General features: G+C 55.1%; 13 protein-coding genes and 1 pseudogene. 7 read left to right on the top strand and 7 right to left on the bottom strand.

All coding sequences use genetic code 11. From position 1 onward, the window contains the following. Positions 1 to 301 precede the first annotated feature (301 nt). The 4 genes from L1073_RS14150 (at position 302) to L1073_RS14165 (ending at position 2,363) form a co-directional block, all read left to right on the top strand. Positions 302 to 952: a DsbA family oxidoreductase gene (locus L1073_RS14150; RefSeq protein WP_246900284.1), complete on the top strand. Its 651-nt coding sequence runs from the start codon at positions 302 to 304 to the stop codon at positions 950 to 952. A 66-nt stretch (positions 953 to 1,018) separates the two neighbouring features. Beyond that, on the top strand, positions 1,019 to 1,342 hold the full coding sequence (locus L1073_RS14155; protein WP_246900286.1) for a DMT family transporter: 324 nt from the start codon (positions 1,019 to 1,021) through the stop codon (positions 1,340 to 1,342). Between the two features lie 67 nt (positions 1,343 to 1,409). Then, on the top strand, positions 1,410 to 1,802 hold the full coding sequence (locus L1073_RS14160; protein WP_246900287.1) for a DMT family transporter: 393 nt from the start codon (positions 1,410 to 1,412) through the stop codon (positions 1,800 to 1,802). A 78-nt stretch (positions 1,803 to 1,880) separates the two neighbouring features. Beyond that, positions 1,881 to 2,363 carry a nucleoside deaminase gene (locus L1073_RS14165; RefSeq protein ID WP_246900289.1) on the top strand — a complete coding sequence of 161 codons (483 nt, stop codon included), beginning with the start codon at positions 1,881 to 1,883 and terminating at the stop codon, positions 2,361 to 2,363. 266 nt (positions 2,364 to 2,629) lie between these two features. Here L1073_RS14165 and L1073_RS14170 read toward each other — a convergent pair whose 3' ends face one another. Beyond that, the gene (locus L1073_RS14170; RefSeq protein ID WP_246900290.1) at positions 2,630 to 3,439 is read right to left on the bottom strand and encodes a sulfite exporter TauE/SafE family protein; all 810 of its coding nucleotides are present in this window, start codon (positions 3,437 to 3,439) and stop codon (positions 2,630 to 2,632) included. Positions 3,440 to 3,547: 108 nt separating this feature from the next. Here L1073_RS14170 and L1073_RS14175 point away from each other — a divergent pair, with 108 nt between their 5' ends. Then, positions 3,548 to 4,345, top strand: coding sequence for an AraC family transcriptional regulator (locus L1073_RS14175; RefSeq protein WP_246900291.1), 798 nt, complete (start codon positions 3,548 to 3,550; stop codon positions 4,343 to 4,345). A gap of 993 nt (positions 4,346 to 5,338) precedes the next feature. On the opposite strand, the gene L1073_RS14180 is transcribed toward L1073_RS14175, so the two are convergent. The 4 genes and pseudogenes from L1073_RS14180 to L1073_RS14195 form a co-directional block, all read right to left on the bottom strand. Beyond that, positions 5,339 to 6,271, bottom strand: coding sequence for a DUF4365 domain-containing protein (locus L1073_RS14180; RefSeq protein ID WP_246900293.1), 933 nt, complete (start codon positions 6,269 to 6,271; stop codon positions 5,339 to 5,341). 63 nt (positions 6,272 to 6,334) lie between these two features. Continuing rightward, positions 6,335 to 7,297, bottom strand: a pseudogene (locus L1073_RS14185) (IS30 family transposase). An 86-nt stretch (positions 7,298 to 7,383) separates the two neighbouring features. Then, positions 7,384 to 9,978: a DEAD/DEAH box helicase gene (locus tag L1073_RS14190; RefSeq protein WP_246900294.1), complete on the bottom strand. Its 2,595-nt coding sequence runs from the start codon at positions 9,976 to 9,978 to the stop codon at positions 7,384 to 7,386. 448 nt (positions 9,979 to 10,426) lie between these two features. Beyond that, on the bottom strand, positions 10,427 to 11,278 hold the full coding sequence (locus tag L1073_RS14195) for a helix-turn-helix transcriptional regulator (RefSeq protein ID WP_246900296.1): 852 nt from the start codon (positions 11,276 to 11,278) through the stop codon (positions 10,427 to 10,429). A gap of 110 nt (positions 11,279 to 11,388) precedes the next feature. On the opposite strand from L1073_RS14195, the gene L1073_RS14200 reads away from it, so the two are divergent. Then, the gene (locus L1073_RS14200; RefSeq protein WP_246900297.1) at positions 11,389 to 12,570 is read left to right on the top strand and encodes an MFS transporter; all 1,182 of its coding nucleotides are present in this window, start codon (positions 11,389 to 11,391) and stop codon (positions 12,568 to 12,570) included. 118 nt (positions 12,571 to 12,688) lie between these two features. On the opposite strand, the gene L1073_RS14205 is transcribed toward L1073_RS14200, so the two are convergent. Both L1073_RS14205 and L1073_RS14210 read right to left on the bottom strand, forming a co-directional pair. Beyond that, positions 12,689 to 12,925: a hypothetical protein gene (locus tag L1073_RS14205; RefSeq protein ID WP_246900298.1), complete on the bottom strand. Its 237-nt coding sequence runs from the start codon at positions 12,923 to 12,925 to the stop codon at positions 12,689 to 12,691. After that, complete coding sequence (locus L1073_RS14210) at positions 12,912 to 13,244, bottom strand: helix-turn-helix transcriptional regulator (protein WP_246900299.1); 333 nt, start codon at positions 13,242 to 13,244, stop codon at positions 12,912 to 12,914. Before L1073_RS14210 ends, L1073_RS14205 begins: the two co-directional genes overlap by 14 nt. Positions 13,245 to 13,770: 526 nt before the next feature. Here L1073_RS14210 and L1073_RS14215 point away from each other — a divergent pair. After that, the gene (locus L1073_RS14215; protein ID WP_246900301.1) at positions 13,771 to 15,171 is read left to right on the top strand and encodes an Orn/Lys/Arg family decarboxylase; all 1,401 of its coding nucleotides are present in this window, start codon (positions 13,771 to 13,773) and stop codon (positions 15,169 to 15,171) included. The last annotated feature ends 17 nt before the right edge of the window (positions 15,172 to 15,188 follow it).

A 15,188-nucleotide genomic window follows, 5' to 3' on the forward strand; every position in this document is an offset into this window, starting at 1 on the left:
TCGTTGCCTGGTCGCCCCGCATCACACAGCGATCAACGCGATATCACTTAATTAGATATGAATATACACCCATGCCGCCATGGCTTGAGAGGGGTGGAAATATAGCCTTCAATTTATTTGCATGCGCAAGCATATTGACAGCAAGCTGCGGCCATCTTACTCTCGATAGTACTTGCACGTGCAAGCACATGTACCGTCAGCTTACCGATCCACGTGGCACGCCAACCGCTGCCACAAGCCTAAGCCGAAGAAGCCATACCTTGATAATTTAAATATGTATGCACAAACATTAGGAAAGCGCATGTCTACGCAAATCACTATCTATACCGATTACGTTTGCCCTTATTGCCTACTGGCAGAGCATATCGTCGAGGACGTGATCCAGGGGCGGGACGTCGAAATCAATTGGCGCCCCTACGAGCTGCGTCCCGAGCCGGTGCCCACCCTGCGCGTTGAAGACCCGTATTTGCCACAGGTCTGGAAACAATCGGTTTACCCGATGGCCGAGCGTCTCGGCGTTCCGATCAAACTGCCAGCTATTTCACCCCAGCCACGCACCGACAAGGCCTTCGAAGTTTTCGCGATGGCGGATGAGCAAGGGCTTGGCCACACATTTTCGATGGCAGCGCTGAAAGCGTTCTTCCAGGAAGAAATGGATATAGGCAACCCGGAGATTCTGGCCGATTTGGGAGCCGAGGTGGGCCTCGAGCGCGAGTCCGTACTGAACGTACTGGCCAAGGGTACGTACCGGGAGCGTCACCGCGAGGCCCTGCGTCATGCCCGGGAGGACATGGTCATCACGTCCGTACCCACCATTGTGGTGGGCAAGCAAGTGTTCCGTGGCGTGCCGTCACCGGGAGAACTACGCCGGGCCCTCGACCAGGTCACGACCGAGACCGATCACGAGCAGCACCAGCCTGATGCCGAGGCCGCACACAACGCCGCACGCTAGGCCCACGACAACGGGGCCAAACCCAACGTTCAACTTGAATGTTCAACAACCGTAGGAGTAAACATCATGATCAGCTGGCTATACCTCGGCGTCGCCGTTCTTTTTGAAATCGCCGTCGCCTTCTCAGCAGGAAACGCACAGGGATTCACCCGCCTATGGTGGACGATCGCAACGCTTGTGAGCGGGGCCATTGCCACCTTCTTCCTCAGCCTCGCGCTTCTCGAGTTCGACGTCGGCGTTGGCTACTCCATCTGGACCTCCGTTGCCGGGGTCGGAATCGTCATCCTGGGTGCGATTTTCTTCCAGGAACGGCTCAACCTGAGAAAGCTCTCGGGCATTGCCATGGTCATCGGCGGTGTCATCGGGCTTCGACTGAGCGGCGCAGCGTAAGGACAAATCAAGCAATCATCGCAGTAGCGATACCTATGAACCCAGCACCAGATCAAAGGAAATCGACATGACTAATACGTCTATCAACCAAGCCAGCAACGGGCGTGCATGGATCGCGCTACTGCTCGCCGGCGCCTTCGAAATCGTTTATGCCCTGAGTGTCGCCGGTAGCGAGGCCTTCACTGTTCTGAACTGGTCGATCTCGGCGATCGTGTTCTTCCTGCTCACGCTGTACGCGCTCAGTGTTGCCCTGAAGACGATCGATGTGGGGATTGGCTACGCCGTATGGGCGGGCATCGGCGCGGTAGGTTCGGCTGTGTTCGGCAGCGTGCTGTTCGAACAATCCCTCACGCTGGGCCAGGCATTCTGGCTGGCAGTCATCATCGCGGGCGTCATCTGGCTGAAACTGGCCAGTAGCGAAAAGCTGCAAGCCGACGAATCAGGCCTCATAGCATCTTGAAAGATGCGCAATCACGCCCGGAGGGGCAAGCCGCCGTCATCCGCTTGCCCTTTCAGAACCACTCCATCGGAGACATTGATGTCCACTAGCCCAACTGATCGCTTCTCGCAGCTCATGGAGGATGTTGTTGCCTACTCCACTGAGCATGTCCGTAGTGGCGGCATACCCTTCACGGCCTTTGTCGTTGATGCCTCCGGAACGGTTCTGGGACGTGGCGTAAACCGCGTTCTTGAACATCACGACCCGACCGCCCATGCGGAGGTCGAGGCAATCAGAGACGCGTGTCGTAACGTCGGCGCCAGCCAATTGCGCGGGACGACGCTCTTGGCATCGGGAGAGCCCTGCGCCATGTGCTACCTGAACGCCCTTTTCGCTGGTATCGACGATGTGATCTACGCGGTCGATCGGCACAGTGCCGCCGAGGCGGGCTTCGATTACCGAGATTCGTACCAACTGCTGGCACATTTCCCCGACCAGTGGCCCATAAAGGTACACAAGCACGCCACCACTCAAGCCCTAGAACCGTTCAACCTTTGGAGAAGAAAAAGGAGCTCCCTGTGAATACCCCGATGAATCCGGCCCAGGCCGGTAACAATCCTGCCGCCCTGTTCCGCCCCGATGATAGATCATGACCGAGACTACTCAAGACACGCGCCACGGAGGGCGGCATCGCGACTGACGTAACGACATCGAAGGCTTCGGTACTTCAGGCGGGCGCCGTGTCACCGGCGAGCATGTTCATGATCAGCCGGATCATCGTCTCCTTGTTGGCGGGGTCGGATTCCGCCACCAGCTGCGTCAGCCATACGGTCTCATGAAAGCGCGGCTCAGTGCATGACGACCATCACCACCAGCACTACCGTCAGCAGTAACAGGTACACCCCGGCATGAATGCGATCGGGAATGCGCCCGATCCATCGCGATGCCAGGCGAATGCCGAGCCATGATCCCACCGCCAGCACCAGCAAGGCGCGCAGATCCACATACCCCGCGTACCAGGCGCCCAGGGCGGTATCGCTGGCCGACAGCAGCACATAGGTCGCGGTGCCACTCACCGCCATCGGCAGCGACAACGGATTGGCCATCGCCGTAGCCGCCGTCATGCTGGCCCCTCTGCGGCGCATCAGCGGCACGGTCATCACGCTGCCGCCCACACCCAGCAAGGCGGCGACTGTGCCGATGAAGGTACCGGTCATCGCCGTCACCAGGCGGCCCATGGGACGTATATCCCCGCTCGCCTGACGCAGGAAACCGGACCGCAGGATGGCATCCGCAATCGTTATCCCCAGATAGCCGATGAACGCCCAGCGCACCCAGTCTCCACTCAACGCCACTGCTACTGCCGCACCGAGCACGGCACCGATGGCGATATAACCCACCATCGGACGCACCAGATGCCATTGCACGGTCCGCCGTCGGTGGTGACGCCATGTCGATAGAGATGCAGCGAAGATCATCAGTGCAGTCGAAGTGGCTACCGCGATATGCATAGCCGCCTGCCCGGCCACGCTATCCGACCCATGGACGGCAATCAGCAAGGTATACATCAAGGGAACCACGACGAAGCCACCACCGAAACCAAATAGCACGGTAGTCACACCGGCCAACCCACCGCAGAAAAACAATACGCTATACACCGGAACTCTCCTGATGGAACTCAACGACAGGAACGATATTCCGATAAGGGGTGGCCGACATTCGCCAGCTAGCCAATAATCATTTTATTTCGGCCATACTGACTCTAAATGCGCAATATTCCTCTGGCGGACGTGGATCACGTCGTGCGGCCCATCGTGGCCATCGGCACCGACTACAGCCCCGGCACCCTGCTCGACTTTCACAGCCATCGCCGTGCCCAGTTTCTCTACGCCATGACGGGGTTGATGGAAGTCGACACCGATGACGGCACCTGGATGGTACCGCCCTACAGCGGTGTCTGGTTGCCGGCGGGCAAGCGCCACCGGGTGCGGATGAACGGCGTCAGTACCCGCAGCCTGTATATCGAACCACTAGCGGCGCCACGCCCCTCCCGCAACTGCGAGGTGCTGGTCGTGACGCCGCTGCTGCATCACCTGCTGCTGGCCTCTGCCAACATGCCCGCGCTCTATGACGAGAGCGGTCGCGATGGCGCCCTCGCCCAACTCCTGCTGCATGAGTTACAAATGGCACCGTCGCTGCCGCTGTTTGCTCCTCTGCCCCACGATCCCCAACTGGCCAGCCTGTGTAAGGAGTTTCTCGCCCAGCCGAGTATCCGTAGCCTGCCCGCGGAGTGGGCGCGGCAACTGCACCGCAGCCAGCGCACCTTCAATCGCCTGTTTCGCCAACAGACCGGTATGTCATTCGGCGTATGGCGCCAGCAGGCCTGCCTGATGGCCGCCGTTCCCAGACTGCTATCGGGAAGCTCCGTTACCCGAACCGCGCTGGAACTCGGCTACGACAGCCCCGGCGCCTTCTCCAGCATGTTTCGCAAGGTGCTTGGCCAATCCCCGACCGCCTTTGCCCGCGCAGCTGCTCGCCAGGAGGAGCCGCCCAACCATTGCTGATGCGGGATTATAGACGGGAACCAGATGATCGCGGACATGCGGAATCTAACGAGAGCCGAACTATCCGAGATCTCCAGATAGTGGGCATTGCTTCAGTTCCTGAAACCGCAATAGCGTCTGACGACGACTCGCCGACGTGATGCCATAGCAGTTCACCGATCCAACAGCAGATCGCCTTCGATGGGTATGAGAAGCACCAGCCCTGGAAGGCGGCGCCGGTTTAAACACATGATACGCACTTCTCGGCTCGCACCTATTGGGAATGCACCTTCCTGGAGGGGATGAGGTACAGCACACCCACGACCACCACCACGGCCGCCTTCGCCGTCGCACGCCCAGCGGCGGCACTTACATCATCACCTGGCTTGCCTAGCGGCTGCTGGAAACTCGACTGATGCACCCGTAGCCGCCCGCCTGGCTGAAAGGCCAAAAACAAAACCCCGGCTCGTTAACCATCCCTAGATCGGTTGGCATCCAACCTTCAGAGGCATCTGACGAGCCGGGGTCAGCGTAGCAGCGGCGTGATATTCATGGTCTAGCAGGTGACTGGAATACCTAGCAATTTATGACAACCCGAACCAGTACTTTACGGGAACAAACATTACCTCTGCCATACCATCGGTCAGCTAGCGGCCAGAAGCGGACGTTTGTTCATTGCGTCCATGGGGCTGTATGCATGGTATTGATGTGAATGAGAGCCGGCGCCGGTGGTCATTTCCGACCTCTTAGGTAGCACTGAAAGTGGCCCCTCGCTCTTGGTTCGCAACGAGGAGGCCGAGATGAATGCTTGCGCCCCATAGGATTGAGTGCAAGGCCGCTCAAACGGCCACGATGATCGATCTCTATTGACAAAGCCAGAATCCACTTTATCATAAAGATGCGCTCCTCAGCTCTCGCGCGCGATCATACCTACAGCGCTTCTCGGTATGTGTCTGATCTCATTGATATTTATATTGGTGTGTAGGACAGGTTAGTGAAGAGGGGGGATGCGCACTATTTTTTCGCAGTCTTCCTATAAATACTTTCCAGTCTAAGTTGTTGACAGAGCTTCTGCCTGATTAAGCCTTTTTTTCTCCAGCTTTCATTGTAGATGACTTTCTCGTCAAGTCTAATATAGACGACGCAATCTCCTTTGTCAGAGAAGTGGACGTTGCGATACACCGCAAGAACTTTTCTATTTACAATAACTCTTTCTCCCACTAGCTCAACTGCGCCTGGAAGAGTTTGAATCTGGTGTGGTGTCTTGGAAAGTAGCTCCTTTGCATGCGGCAGAGCTATCAAGCTGTCGCGAATGTGAGATTGAGCTCGCGTGACTCTTGTTAGGTGTCGCCAGGCATAATTCGTAATGGCGACTTTTCCTAGGCAGCAATTGATTACTCCCTTTGTTTTTTTAAATCTTATTCTAGCCCAGTGGCGTGCCTCAGTTGTGGTGGTAACCGAGGGTACCGTAAAGCTACCTGCCCTAGCGATGGGTAGACGTTGCTTGTTCAGCAGTCGCTCTATTTCAAATCTTGATGCTGGGGTGAGAAGATGGTTTTCTGACACAGATAGTGTCTCAATCGGAGTTTTTTTGTCTACAAGCTTCCAATATATTTTTATTTCCGGATCGAGGCGAACCCAGATCAAGATAACTGGCTGATTCGTTGCTTTCCACTTTTTCAGATGTGCCTGATCAATGTTTTGTAATCGCCAGCGATTTTTTGTTGGTGTCCAGCGACCAAAGCTTGGCCCAGTTTTTACCTGCACTGCCACTTGAGTGTGAGACGGGCTAGGGAAGTCTGTCGAGTACTTTAATTGAAGATCGAGAGCGCCCATGCCCTCGCCTCGCATTGTCTCTCGGGTCGTCTCCCCATTAAATATCAGAGACAAAGCACTTGCGGCCATACTCTCTCCGGCGTTTCCTTGGTCAAATTCAAGAATATTCATGGAGTTCGTTCCGATTAAAAATAGCTGGTGGATGCAGTTTCTGATTACAATACAATCAATGTGTCAATAATGGAGCTTCATGGTCTGCGCCCTCAGTTCGCTCATCACTTCAATGGGACACTTGAAGTCAAAGCGCTTTCGCGGACGCATGTTAATCTCAAGCGCGACCTCATCCAGTTCTTGCTGGCTATAGACCGATAGGTCCGTCCCTTTGAGCCAGTAATGCTGTATGAGCCCATTGATATTTTCGTTGGCACCTCTTTGCCACGGGCTATGCGGGTCACAAAAATAGATGGCAACACCTGTATTCTGGGTGATCTGGGCGTGCTGCGTCATCTCGCGCCCTTGGTCATATGTCATGCTCTCCCGAGCAGCCAGCGGCATACGGTTCAGCGCAGCGCTAAAGCCTTCCACGGCAGAGGTGGCGATCGCATAGGGCATCTTTGCCAGAATCAGGTAGCCGCTTTTCAACTCGACGATGGCGCCGACAACCGATGCATTGCCCTCGCCTTTGACCAGGTCGCCTTCCCAGTACCCGGGGAATTCACGTTTTTCCACCTCGGGAGGACGGAGGTAAATACTGACCATATCAGGGATCTGGTTGCGCCGGTCAACTTGCCGCAAGCTCTTTTCGTAGCTCGCCGACGGGCAACGCATAGGTAGCGCTGTAGATCGTTTCACGGCATACGTAGGAGTCTCGGAGGTCAGGGATATTCATATGCTTGAGCTTGCCGCTGATCTGCTCGGAGGCAAGCTTTGACGCAGCATGTGCTGAATCAAGGCGAACCGAGGGCTTCCAGGAAGCAGCTTGCGCCCTGGCCGACAAACTGTCCGGCGATCCTGGCAACGCTGTTGTGCGTGTGGCACACAGTATCTGCCATCAGGCGAGCCATTATGACGTATCTATCGACTGATCGTCGGCGGAGACCGCTCGAACAGAGCCGCCACCTTCCTGATGCTCAAGTCTTGCGCGAGGTAGACCTGGATCGTCGCCCGTTCTTCGATACAGAGTTCAGAATATAACATGGGTACAACACCTTCCCGATTCGGTCAGGTGTTGCACTCAGAATTTGCGGCCAAGGGCTTTGAGATTGAGCCGAAAAACAAAGACCCTATGGCGTTTCCTCCAGATACTCGCGCGCAGGCCGTCTTTCAAGCCAAACACTCAGTCCCGGCGCATCTGCCATGGCATTTACAAGAGCTGTTGCTGCTTCAGCCCTCCACGCCAAGTTTCCCGGTTCCTGAAAGCTCCTACGCAGTTCCCTGACCGTCACTAGAGCTTCTTCAGCCCATGCCCGGAACTCATCTAGCCCCCAATAAGCGACCCTCATGAGATGTGGCTGCGCTCCAGGCATGGCCTTCTTGGCTGGTGTCACAAGCACAGGCTGAATAATTCGTGCATCTACGGCATCCTTCACATGATCTCGGATCCAATCCGGGTGTGAAGCCGCCTGTCGCACCTTAGTCGCGTCAATTACGGCTGTACTTGGGTTAGCATTGGCATGATCCTCAAAAACGATAACCACATCACCAACTTGCCACCAGGGATCGGGGGAAGCATCAGTCTCGCGCTTGCCCGCCACAAAACCGAGATGTTCGCCTAGCAGCACCTGCGCCTGCTCAAATGAGGCACCATCTTGGAGTCCGTCACGAATCTTCTTCTCTTGCGCCGAAAACGCGCGGTTATGGACCGTACCTAGCTTCTGTAGGTAGGCCTCAAGACGCTCTACCTGTAGCTGGATAACTGTATCATCTTGTTCATCGGCTGTTGGCGGTTCATCGCGCCCATGCGCCAGTTCGACGAGCCAAGGAATACCCGCTGCCGCGTCTTTCGCCTTTTTGAACTGCTCTCTTGCCTGCACACCTAAGTCGGCATATTTTTGTGCGGATGCAAGTTCGGCTGCACTTCCTGCAAGGTAATGCCATAGTGCTCGATAACCCCGAAGCTCACTATTGTTTAGCCCACCAAGCACTTCTCGAGCAGCCTCATATGCTTCCGGGTAGTCCTGCCCCCACATTGCCTGCTGCCAGACTATCTCATGCTTCACGATTGAGGATAACTCACCCATTGCGGGAAAAGGCTCCTGAACTGCATTGCCCCTGGCTTCTAGAATAATTTCATTTGCCTCTTCCCATTCCGACTCATGCTCAAGGAATATTTCGAAGTTTTCCTTGATGGTTTCCGCGCTGACTTCGCTCGACTGCTCCACCCCAAACTCAAGCTCAGCTTGCAATTCAGGATGAAAATGCTTCCGTCTGCGTCGATCCGTTAGGTAGGCTGGAAGGTCCTCCCCCGTGACCACAACCGCTGAATAATCATTGAGGCCTCGAGTACACCTGCCGACCGCTTGGAGCACACGGGTTTGAACCCTTTCATTAAATAGAAGATTGGCTCCCATTCGAGTCATGAGGAACCGCTCCTGAAGGTTAGTTGCTCTCGGCAAACCTTCGACAAACAACAGACGACAGTCGTGATTCGGAAAGTCGATTCCATCGTAGCGGTTAGCTATCACTGCTACCGCACCTTCTTTATCTACGAAACCTGAACGGCTAGACTCAAGATCTTCCGCAGTAAAAACTGGGAATTTCAGCATAGAGCCCACATCTTCTCGAATGTTCTCTGCAGCCTCATTGGTTGGTGTTAACACGAGGCTTCGACCTGCTTTTCTCATTAGAGAACGACGTAAATCTAGGGTTTCATCCTCTGCCAAAGATCTTTCCGGAAAGATGAAAAATCGACGACCTATCCCTTGGCGATCCCACCCTTCAGGAATAGGTAAGCGAGTGATATTTGTGCGCCCTGTGAGCCGCTCTAGGTCTCCGCCTGCCCCCAAAGTGGCGGACATGAAAATTCTCTGCTTTGCCCCTGCGAACGGACGGTGCGTCCATGTCGGAGGTATTAGTGGCCTAATCATCACTTCTGAACATGTGACATACAACTGGCAAGCCGCGAGATTATCCTCGAGCATGCTCCACGCGTAACGCTGATCGCTTTCACGTATATTCTGAGATATAACTGACTGCAATTCTTGGGCGATTTCTGCCAATTTATAGCTTGGGATCTTATCGACCCATGTCATATCCTCAAAGCCAATTCTCTCCCCAATCATGCGGGCATAGCTGACCTCTGACAACTTCCCCTTAAGAACTCCAGCGACAGCATAGAACAAACCCTCATCTTCACCAGAACGACGAATATTAACCGTCCACTGGCTCGCAATATAATTCTCCGACGCATGAGCATCGTCGACGAGTACAATATCCGGATCCTCAAAAAACGGGTTAGTGTTGAACAGGCTGCTGTAGGTAGTAACCGCCACTTTGTTTCCATCTAAGTAGGCGGCTTTCGCACTTGGTGTGTAGTTCTTTACAGAGCCAGTAAAGGCCTGCACAGACAACCCATACTTATCGTCCGCTTCATCAGCCACTTGACTCACAAGCTGTCTGGTAGGACAAAGATAGACTACGCGCTCGCCGTACTTTCTCCGTCGCCATTCAGCGAGCAAAAGCCCAACGAGAGTTTTTCCACTACCAGTTGGCAACTGAAGAGCTACGTCTGATGCGCCTAGCGCTTCGGTTACGTATGTTCGGAGAACCTGTCCTTGATGATCATATAGGCTCGGATGCTTGCGGCGAGGAAGATCTCGAAATAGCCGATCCGGACTCTCAGGGACAGGAACGTGTGCGGAAGGTTTTTTAAACGCCATAAATCCTCATCATAGCTAATATTAAAGATCTACACCAACGTATTCCAAGCGCCGACAGTGGCGTGTTCGGCTCAGTTGTAATGTAATGCCAAGAATTTTAAAAAATAGAAATCATCATGTGTTCATGGTGGCCCCCACACAACAAAATCAGATGCTGACCATCTGCTCTGACATGACCGCTTTGGGTCGAAAGCGGACTTTCACCTTACCCAGCCACACTACTGTGCGGAATATCATCCTTTCCCTGCGACTCGCTACGCGTTGTTCTCCTTGTACTTCCTATCGGCCGCTAGCTTTGGGGGTTAACCCTACTTAGCCTTTCTCGGTAACGTTTTGCAATAGGACTTAACCTACAGATTTGGGAAATCACAGATCGGGGCAACGCTCATCAGCCCGCTCGGCCACTCATCGCGCAGAAGGGGGCCAAACCATCGCGACGGCTACTCGGCTATTCCCCGACTTCCCCAGTCACCCAGCGGGCGAAGGCTTCGGCCTGAGGATCCGTCTCCTGAACGGCATAGATCACCAAGCGCAGGTGCCGGCCTTCGTCGACGATCAGGCTGGTGTGCTCGAAGCCGATCTTGCCTAGCCCATTTAGGTCGAGCGCGCGTACACCCTGGCAAGGTGCGTCCACGTCGTGGCGGTGCCACCACTGGCGAAACTCGGGAGAGTGCGCGGTGAGTTCCTTCACCAAGTTGCCGATGGCGGGGTCGCCATCCGCCCGCGCGTAGTCACGTCGGAAGCTGGAGAGTATGCGTGGCGCCTGGGTCTGCCAGTCGGCAATGACCCGGCGCAGCTCGGCGTCGGTGAACAGCATCCATAGCAGATTGCGATACTCGGCTGGCTGACGGTCGAAGCCGAATACCCTCGCCGCTGCATCATTCCACGCCAGTACGTCCCAACGCAGGTTCAGCACGTAGCTGGGACGTGTCGTCAGGTCGTCCATCAGGCGTTTCACCAGAGGCGGCACCTGACACCAGGTCTTGCCCGGCTCGACCGGTGGCCGCTGATGAGTCAGCAGGAATAGATGGTGCCGCTCCGCCGCGTCCAGTTGTAATGCTCGGGACAGGCTATCGAGAAAGGCCGACGACACGCCGATCTCGCGCCCCTGCTCCAACCAGGTGTACCAGGTCACCCCCACTCCCGAGAGTGCCGCGACTTCCTCGCGCCGCAGCCCCGGCGTGCGCCGACGCGTCCCCGCCGGGAGGCCTACCGACTCGGGCGAGATCCGCTCACGGCGGGTACGTAGAAATTCGGCGAGTTCCTGGCGCGTGCGGTCTAGCGTACGCTCCTGAGCCATGCTGTTGCCTCGAGTAATAGCATAAAGGGTTAAATTGTAACCCTCTAAAGCCAGCCGCACACTCCGCGTACTCCCCTGCACCGCCATTCGACATATCGAGGAAAGTACAGATGACACGCGGAACACATAGCACCACCTATCTGGTGGCCATCGGCGCCTTCGCGCTGGGCATGGCCTCTTACGTTACCGCCGGGCTGATCCCGATGATTCAGGCCGACTTCACGGTCTCCGTCTCCGTGGCGGCCCAACTGGTCACCGCCTTCACGCTGGCTTACGGGCTGGGTTCGCCATTGTGTGTCGCCCTGCTGCCCGCGCATCACCAGCGCGACGGCCTGTTTCTGATGCTGGGGTTGTTCGTGATCGCCAACGCAGCGAGCGCGCTGACGACGAGCCTCACCGCCCTGATGGCCTGGCGCGTGCTGGCCGGCATGGCGGCAGGTACCTATCTCGCCATCGGTATTGCGGCGGCCGTTGGCGTGGCACCGGCGGAGGCACGCGGCAAGACGATCTCGATCATCATGGGCGGTATGGCGAGCGGCACCGTTCTCGGCGTGCCACTCGGCCTGCTGCTGGCAGAGCGTTGGGGCTGGCAAGCCGCCCTGTGGCTGATTGCAGTGATCGGGTTGGTGGCGCTGATTGGCCTGATTTGCCGGCTACCGCCCATGCCCGCCGCCCAGGTGGTGCCGATGCGACGCAAGCTCTCCATTCTGGTTGATCGCCGGGTCATCGGCCTGCTCGGCATCTCCCTGCTGGCCGCCATCGCCAGCCTGGGCATGTACACCTTCATCGCGCCGCTGATCGGCGCCCACGGCGAGCGCTCGGTGACGCCCTATCTATGGGTGTGGGGCGTGGGTGGGGTGCTCGGCAGCTTCTTGATCGGCACGCTGGTCGACCGCTTCTCAGGCCCCAGACTCACCTTCGCCATCATGCTGCTATTAGGTATCGCGCTGATCGCCCTGCCACTGCTGCTCAGCATCAGCCCCTGGCTGGCGCTGATCCCGCTTGCGCTGTGGGGCGCCGTGGGCTGGGCACTGCAGGTCCCCCAGAACAACGAGTTGATGAAAGCCCGCGAATCCCAGGGCGACGGCAATCTTGCGGTGGCCTTGAACGAATCCGCGCTCTATCTCGGCAGCGCCCTTGGTGCCTCACTCGGTGGCCTGGCCCTGGCGCTGCAGATGCCTGTCGACCTGCTCTCCATCGTCGCCGGGCTCGTGGCGCTCTCGGGCATGGGCGTGCAGGCATGGCTATGGAAGCGAACTCATGCACGCGGCATGGCCTGCCCCGATTCGTGAACTCACCACACCCGTGGCACAGAGCGCCGCCGACTAGGCAGCGTTCAGTGCTGCCAAAGACGATCATGTAGCCGAGATAGTGCTGGTCGCGGGCCGAGGCCTTCGCCGCAGTAGCTGTTCAAGAACTGCCAGCCGGCAAACAGCCAGCGGTCGGTTCGATCAGACCGCGACGCAGTGGCAGTTCGGGGTCATAGATAGGAATCGCCCCATCGCGCGCCAGGTAGCTGGCGCCATAGTTGAAGCTGTAGCTATCGCCGTGCTGCATGACGCGACCGGCCACCACGGGTTGCGTCTCTCCCGGCAACCAGATCCAGACATAGGCCTCGCGTGGCGTCGTCAGCCTAGAAGTCATCATCGACCTCCTGCCTGCTCTGGCGAACCCGCTTCGGCAGCAGCGTCAGTCTTTCTTCGAGGCGGGCATCGTGTATCGCACCCACCCGGTCATCGAAGTCGAACAGGCGCCCCCCTACGAGTGTGGAGACTTCGAAGACGACGCCGATCTCGGTACCGGCTTCGCCCTTTTCGATGTTGCGGAGGGTCTTACGCGAGATACCTGCGCGTTCAGACAGGTCGGCAGCGGTGAGTTCACGATCCAAGCGGCCAGCCTTGATCAGCTTGCCAAGGACCGAGAGTGTCTGCTGAGTGACGCGAGAGTAGCTGCGTGGCCGCTTCATTGCCATCTCGTCAAATTGGGTATTTTAAGACTCATTAGACAGCTTGTAGGTATTCAAGTCCCCACTACGAGACAACCTGCATGAGGTAGCAAAAAAAGATGATCATCACCTGACCCAATCCCGCTATGGAGCGCTGTCGGCTGGGCACTGCAGGTGCCCCAGAGCAACGAGTTGATGAAGGCCCGCGGCGCCCAGGGCGACGGCAATCTCGCGATGGCCTTGACGAACCCGCGCTCTATCGACAGCGCCCTCGACGCCTCGCTCGGTGGGGTCGGCCTAGCGATGCAGATGCCTACCCACAGTCCTGAAGAGGGTCACTTCAAATACTGCTAGGAACCTTATTATGCAGAATAACCAGATTACAAAACACTGCTTATAAGAATAAAATCTAATAACCGTTAAAAAACATAAAGAAGGACATTACACAGAAAAAAGTTTAGGGCTTACACATCATTGAAAATTGACCAAACGACTGGGCGTTATATTCTTAATTTAGAATTCTATTTAAACCAGTCAACGTAAAGGCATGACAATGACTTACCCAATCTATTTTTATAGCGCAGCACATAGTGCAATGCTTAAGCAGTTAATTTCCTTCCACACACTACCTCTTAGTAATATAAAAGCTCTCAGTAATTCGAGATTCGAGGATAAATATCTTGACCTTATGTCTTCGAATTATGAAATGAGCGTTACAGAGCCATTCATTGACTCAATAGCCTCCTTGAACTCTGTATTAAAGGATGCCGAAAAAGAAGCCTCCAGAACATTCGGTACAGATTCAACACTTTTTATATGCTCTGGATCTACAGTTTCAAACCAAATTGCCGTTGCAGCATCTTGCAGCAGTGAAAGCAGAATAATTATACAAAAGGGCCTACATCAATCATTTCATTTCACAATCAATTCGACCCAGGTGAAGAAGAAAACCTACATTGATGATATCGAGATTGATGAGACAACTGGAAAGACATCCCTAAACGTAAAGGCAATGCTTGATGAGATCATATGCGCAGAAGAGAATGGAAATGGCTATGACGTTGCTATTATCAACAGCCAAACTTATGAAGGCATACAGCAAAAACTGGACGAGATACTTCCCCTGCTTCTTAAGCATGGCCCATCTCTCAAGAAGATAATCATCGACGAAGCTTGGGGTGCGTGGTCCAACTTCTCCACTAGTCTTTCACGGCATTGTGCGATTGATGCTGCGAAAAATCTCAGAAATAAATATGAAGTCGATTTTGTAGTCACTCACTCAGCTCACAAGTCGCTATTTGCATGCAGACAAGCAAGTTACTTACATTGCATTGGGGGTGAGGAAGCCATCGAAAAACTCAAACAAATGCGATACCGACTTCATACTACCTCACCCAACTATAGACACCTCACAAGCCTAGACCTGGCCCAGTGCCATGCTCGTATAGAAGGCAGAATGTTTTCTGACCGAGCGGAAGCCAACGCACGACTTCTTAAAAAATTAGTTAAAGAGAAGCTTACGTCTTTTTCAGTAATCAGCAGTCCCAAAGCAGACTCTATAGCACAGCAAAATTACGCGACTAGTGACGAAACCAAGGTGTGGCTGAATATTAGCGAACTGAACATCGCTGGCAGACGGTTGCGGGAAGTTCTCTACAAAGAGCACAACATATATATAAGCAGGTACACTGAAAGCTGTGCTCTATTCAACATTCATTTTGGCATCACTCAAGAAAACGTAATCACACTAATACGGGCCCTACAGAATGTTGAGGAAAAAAATAAATGGTGCATCGGCCAGCTTCGTGAGGACACTATATCAAAATACTTTGTAGTACCGTATCCCCCAGGCGTGCCGATTGTAGTGCCCGGAGAAAGAATCTCAAAGGTGAGGCTTCAGAAAATCAAGAAATGTATCGCATCTGGCGCAAGCATGAAATTACTTTGAATACAAAACAAATGGAG

The sequence above is a fragment of the Chromohalobacter nigrandesensis genome (assembly GCF_023061285.1).
Taxonomy (GTDB): Bacteria; Pseudomonadota; Gammaproteobacteria; order Pseudomonadales; family Halomonadaceae; genus Chromohalobacter; species Chromohalobacter nigrandesensis.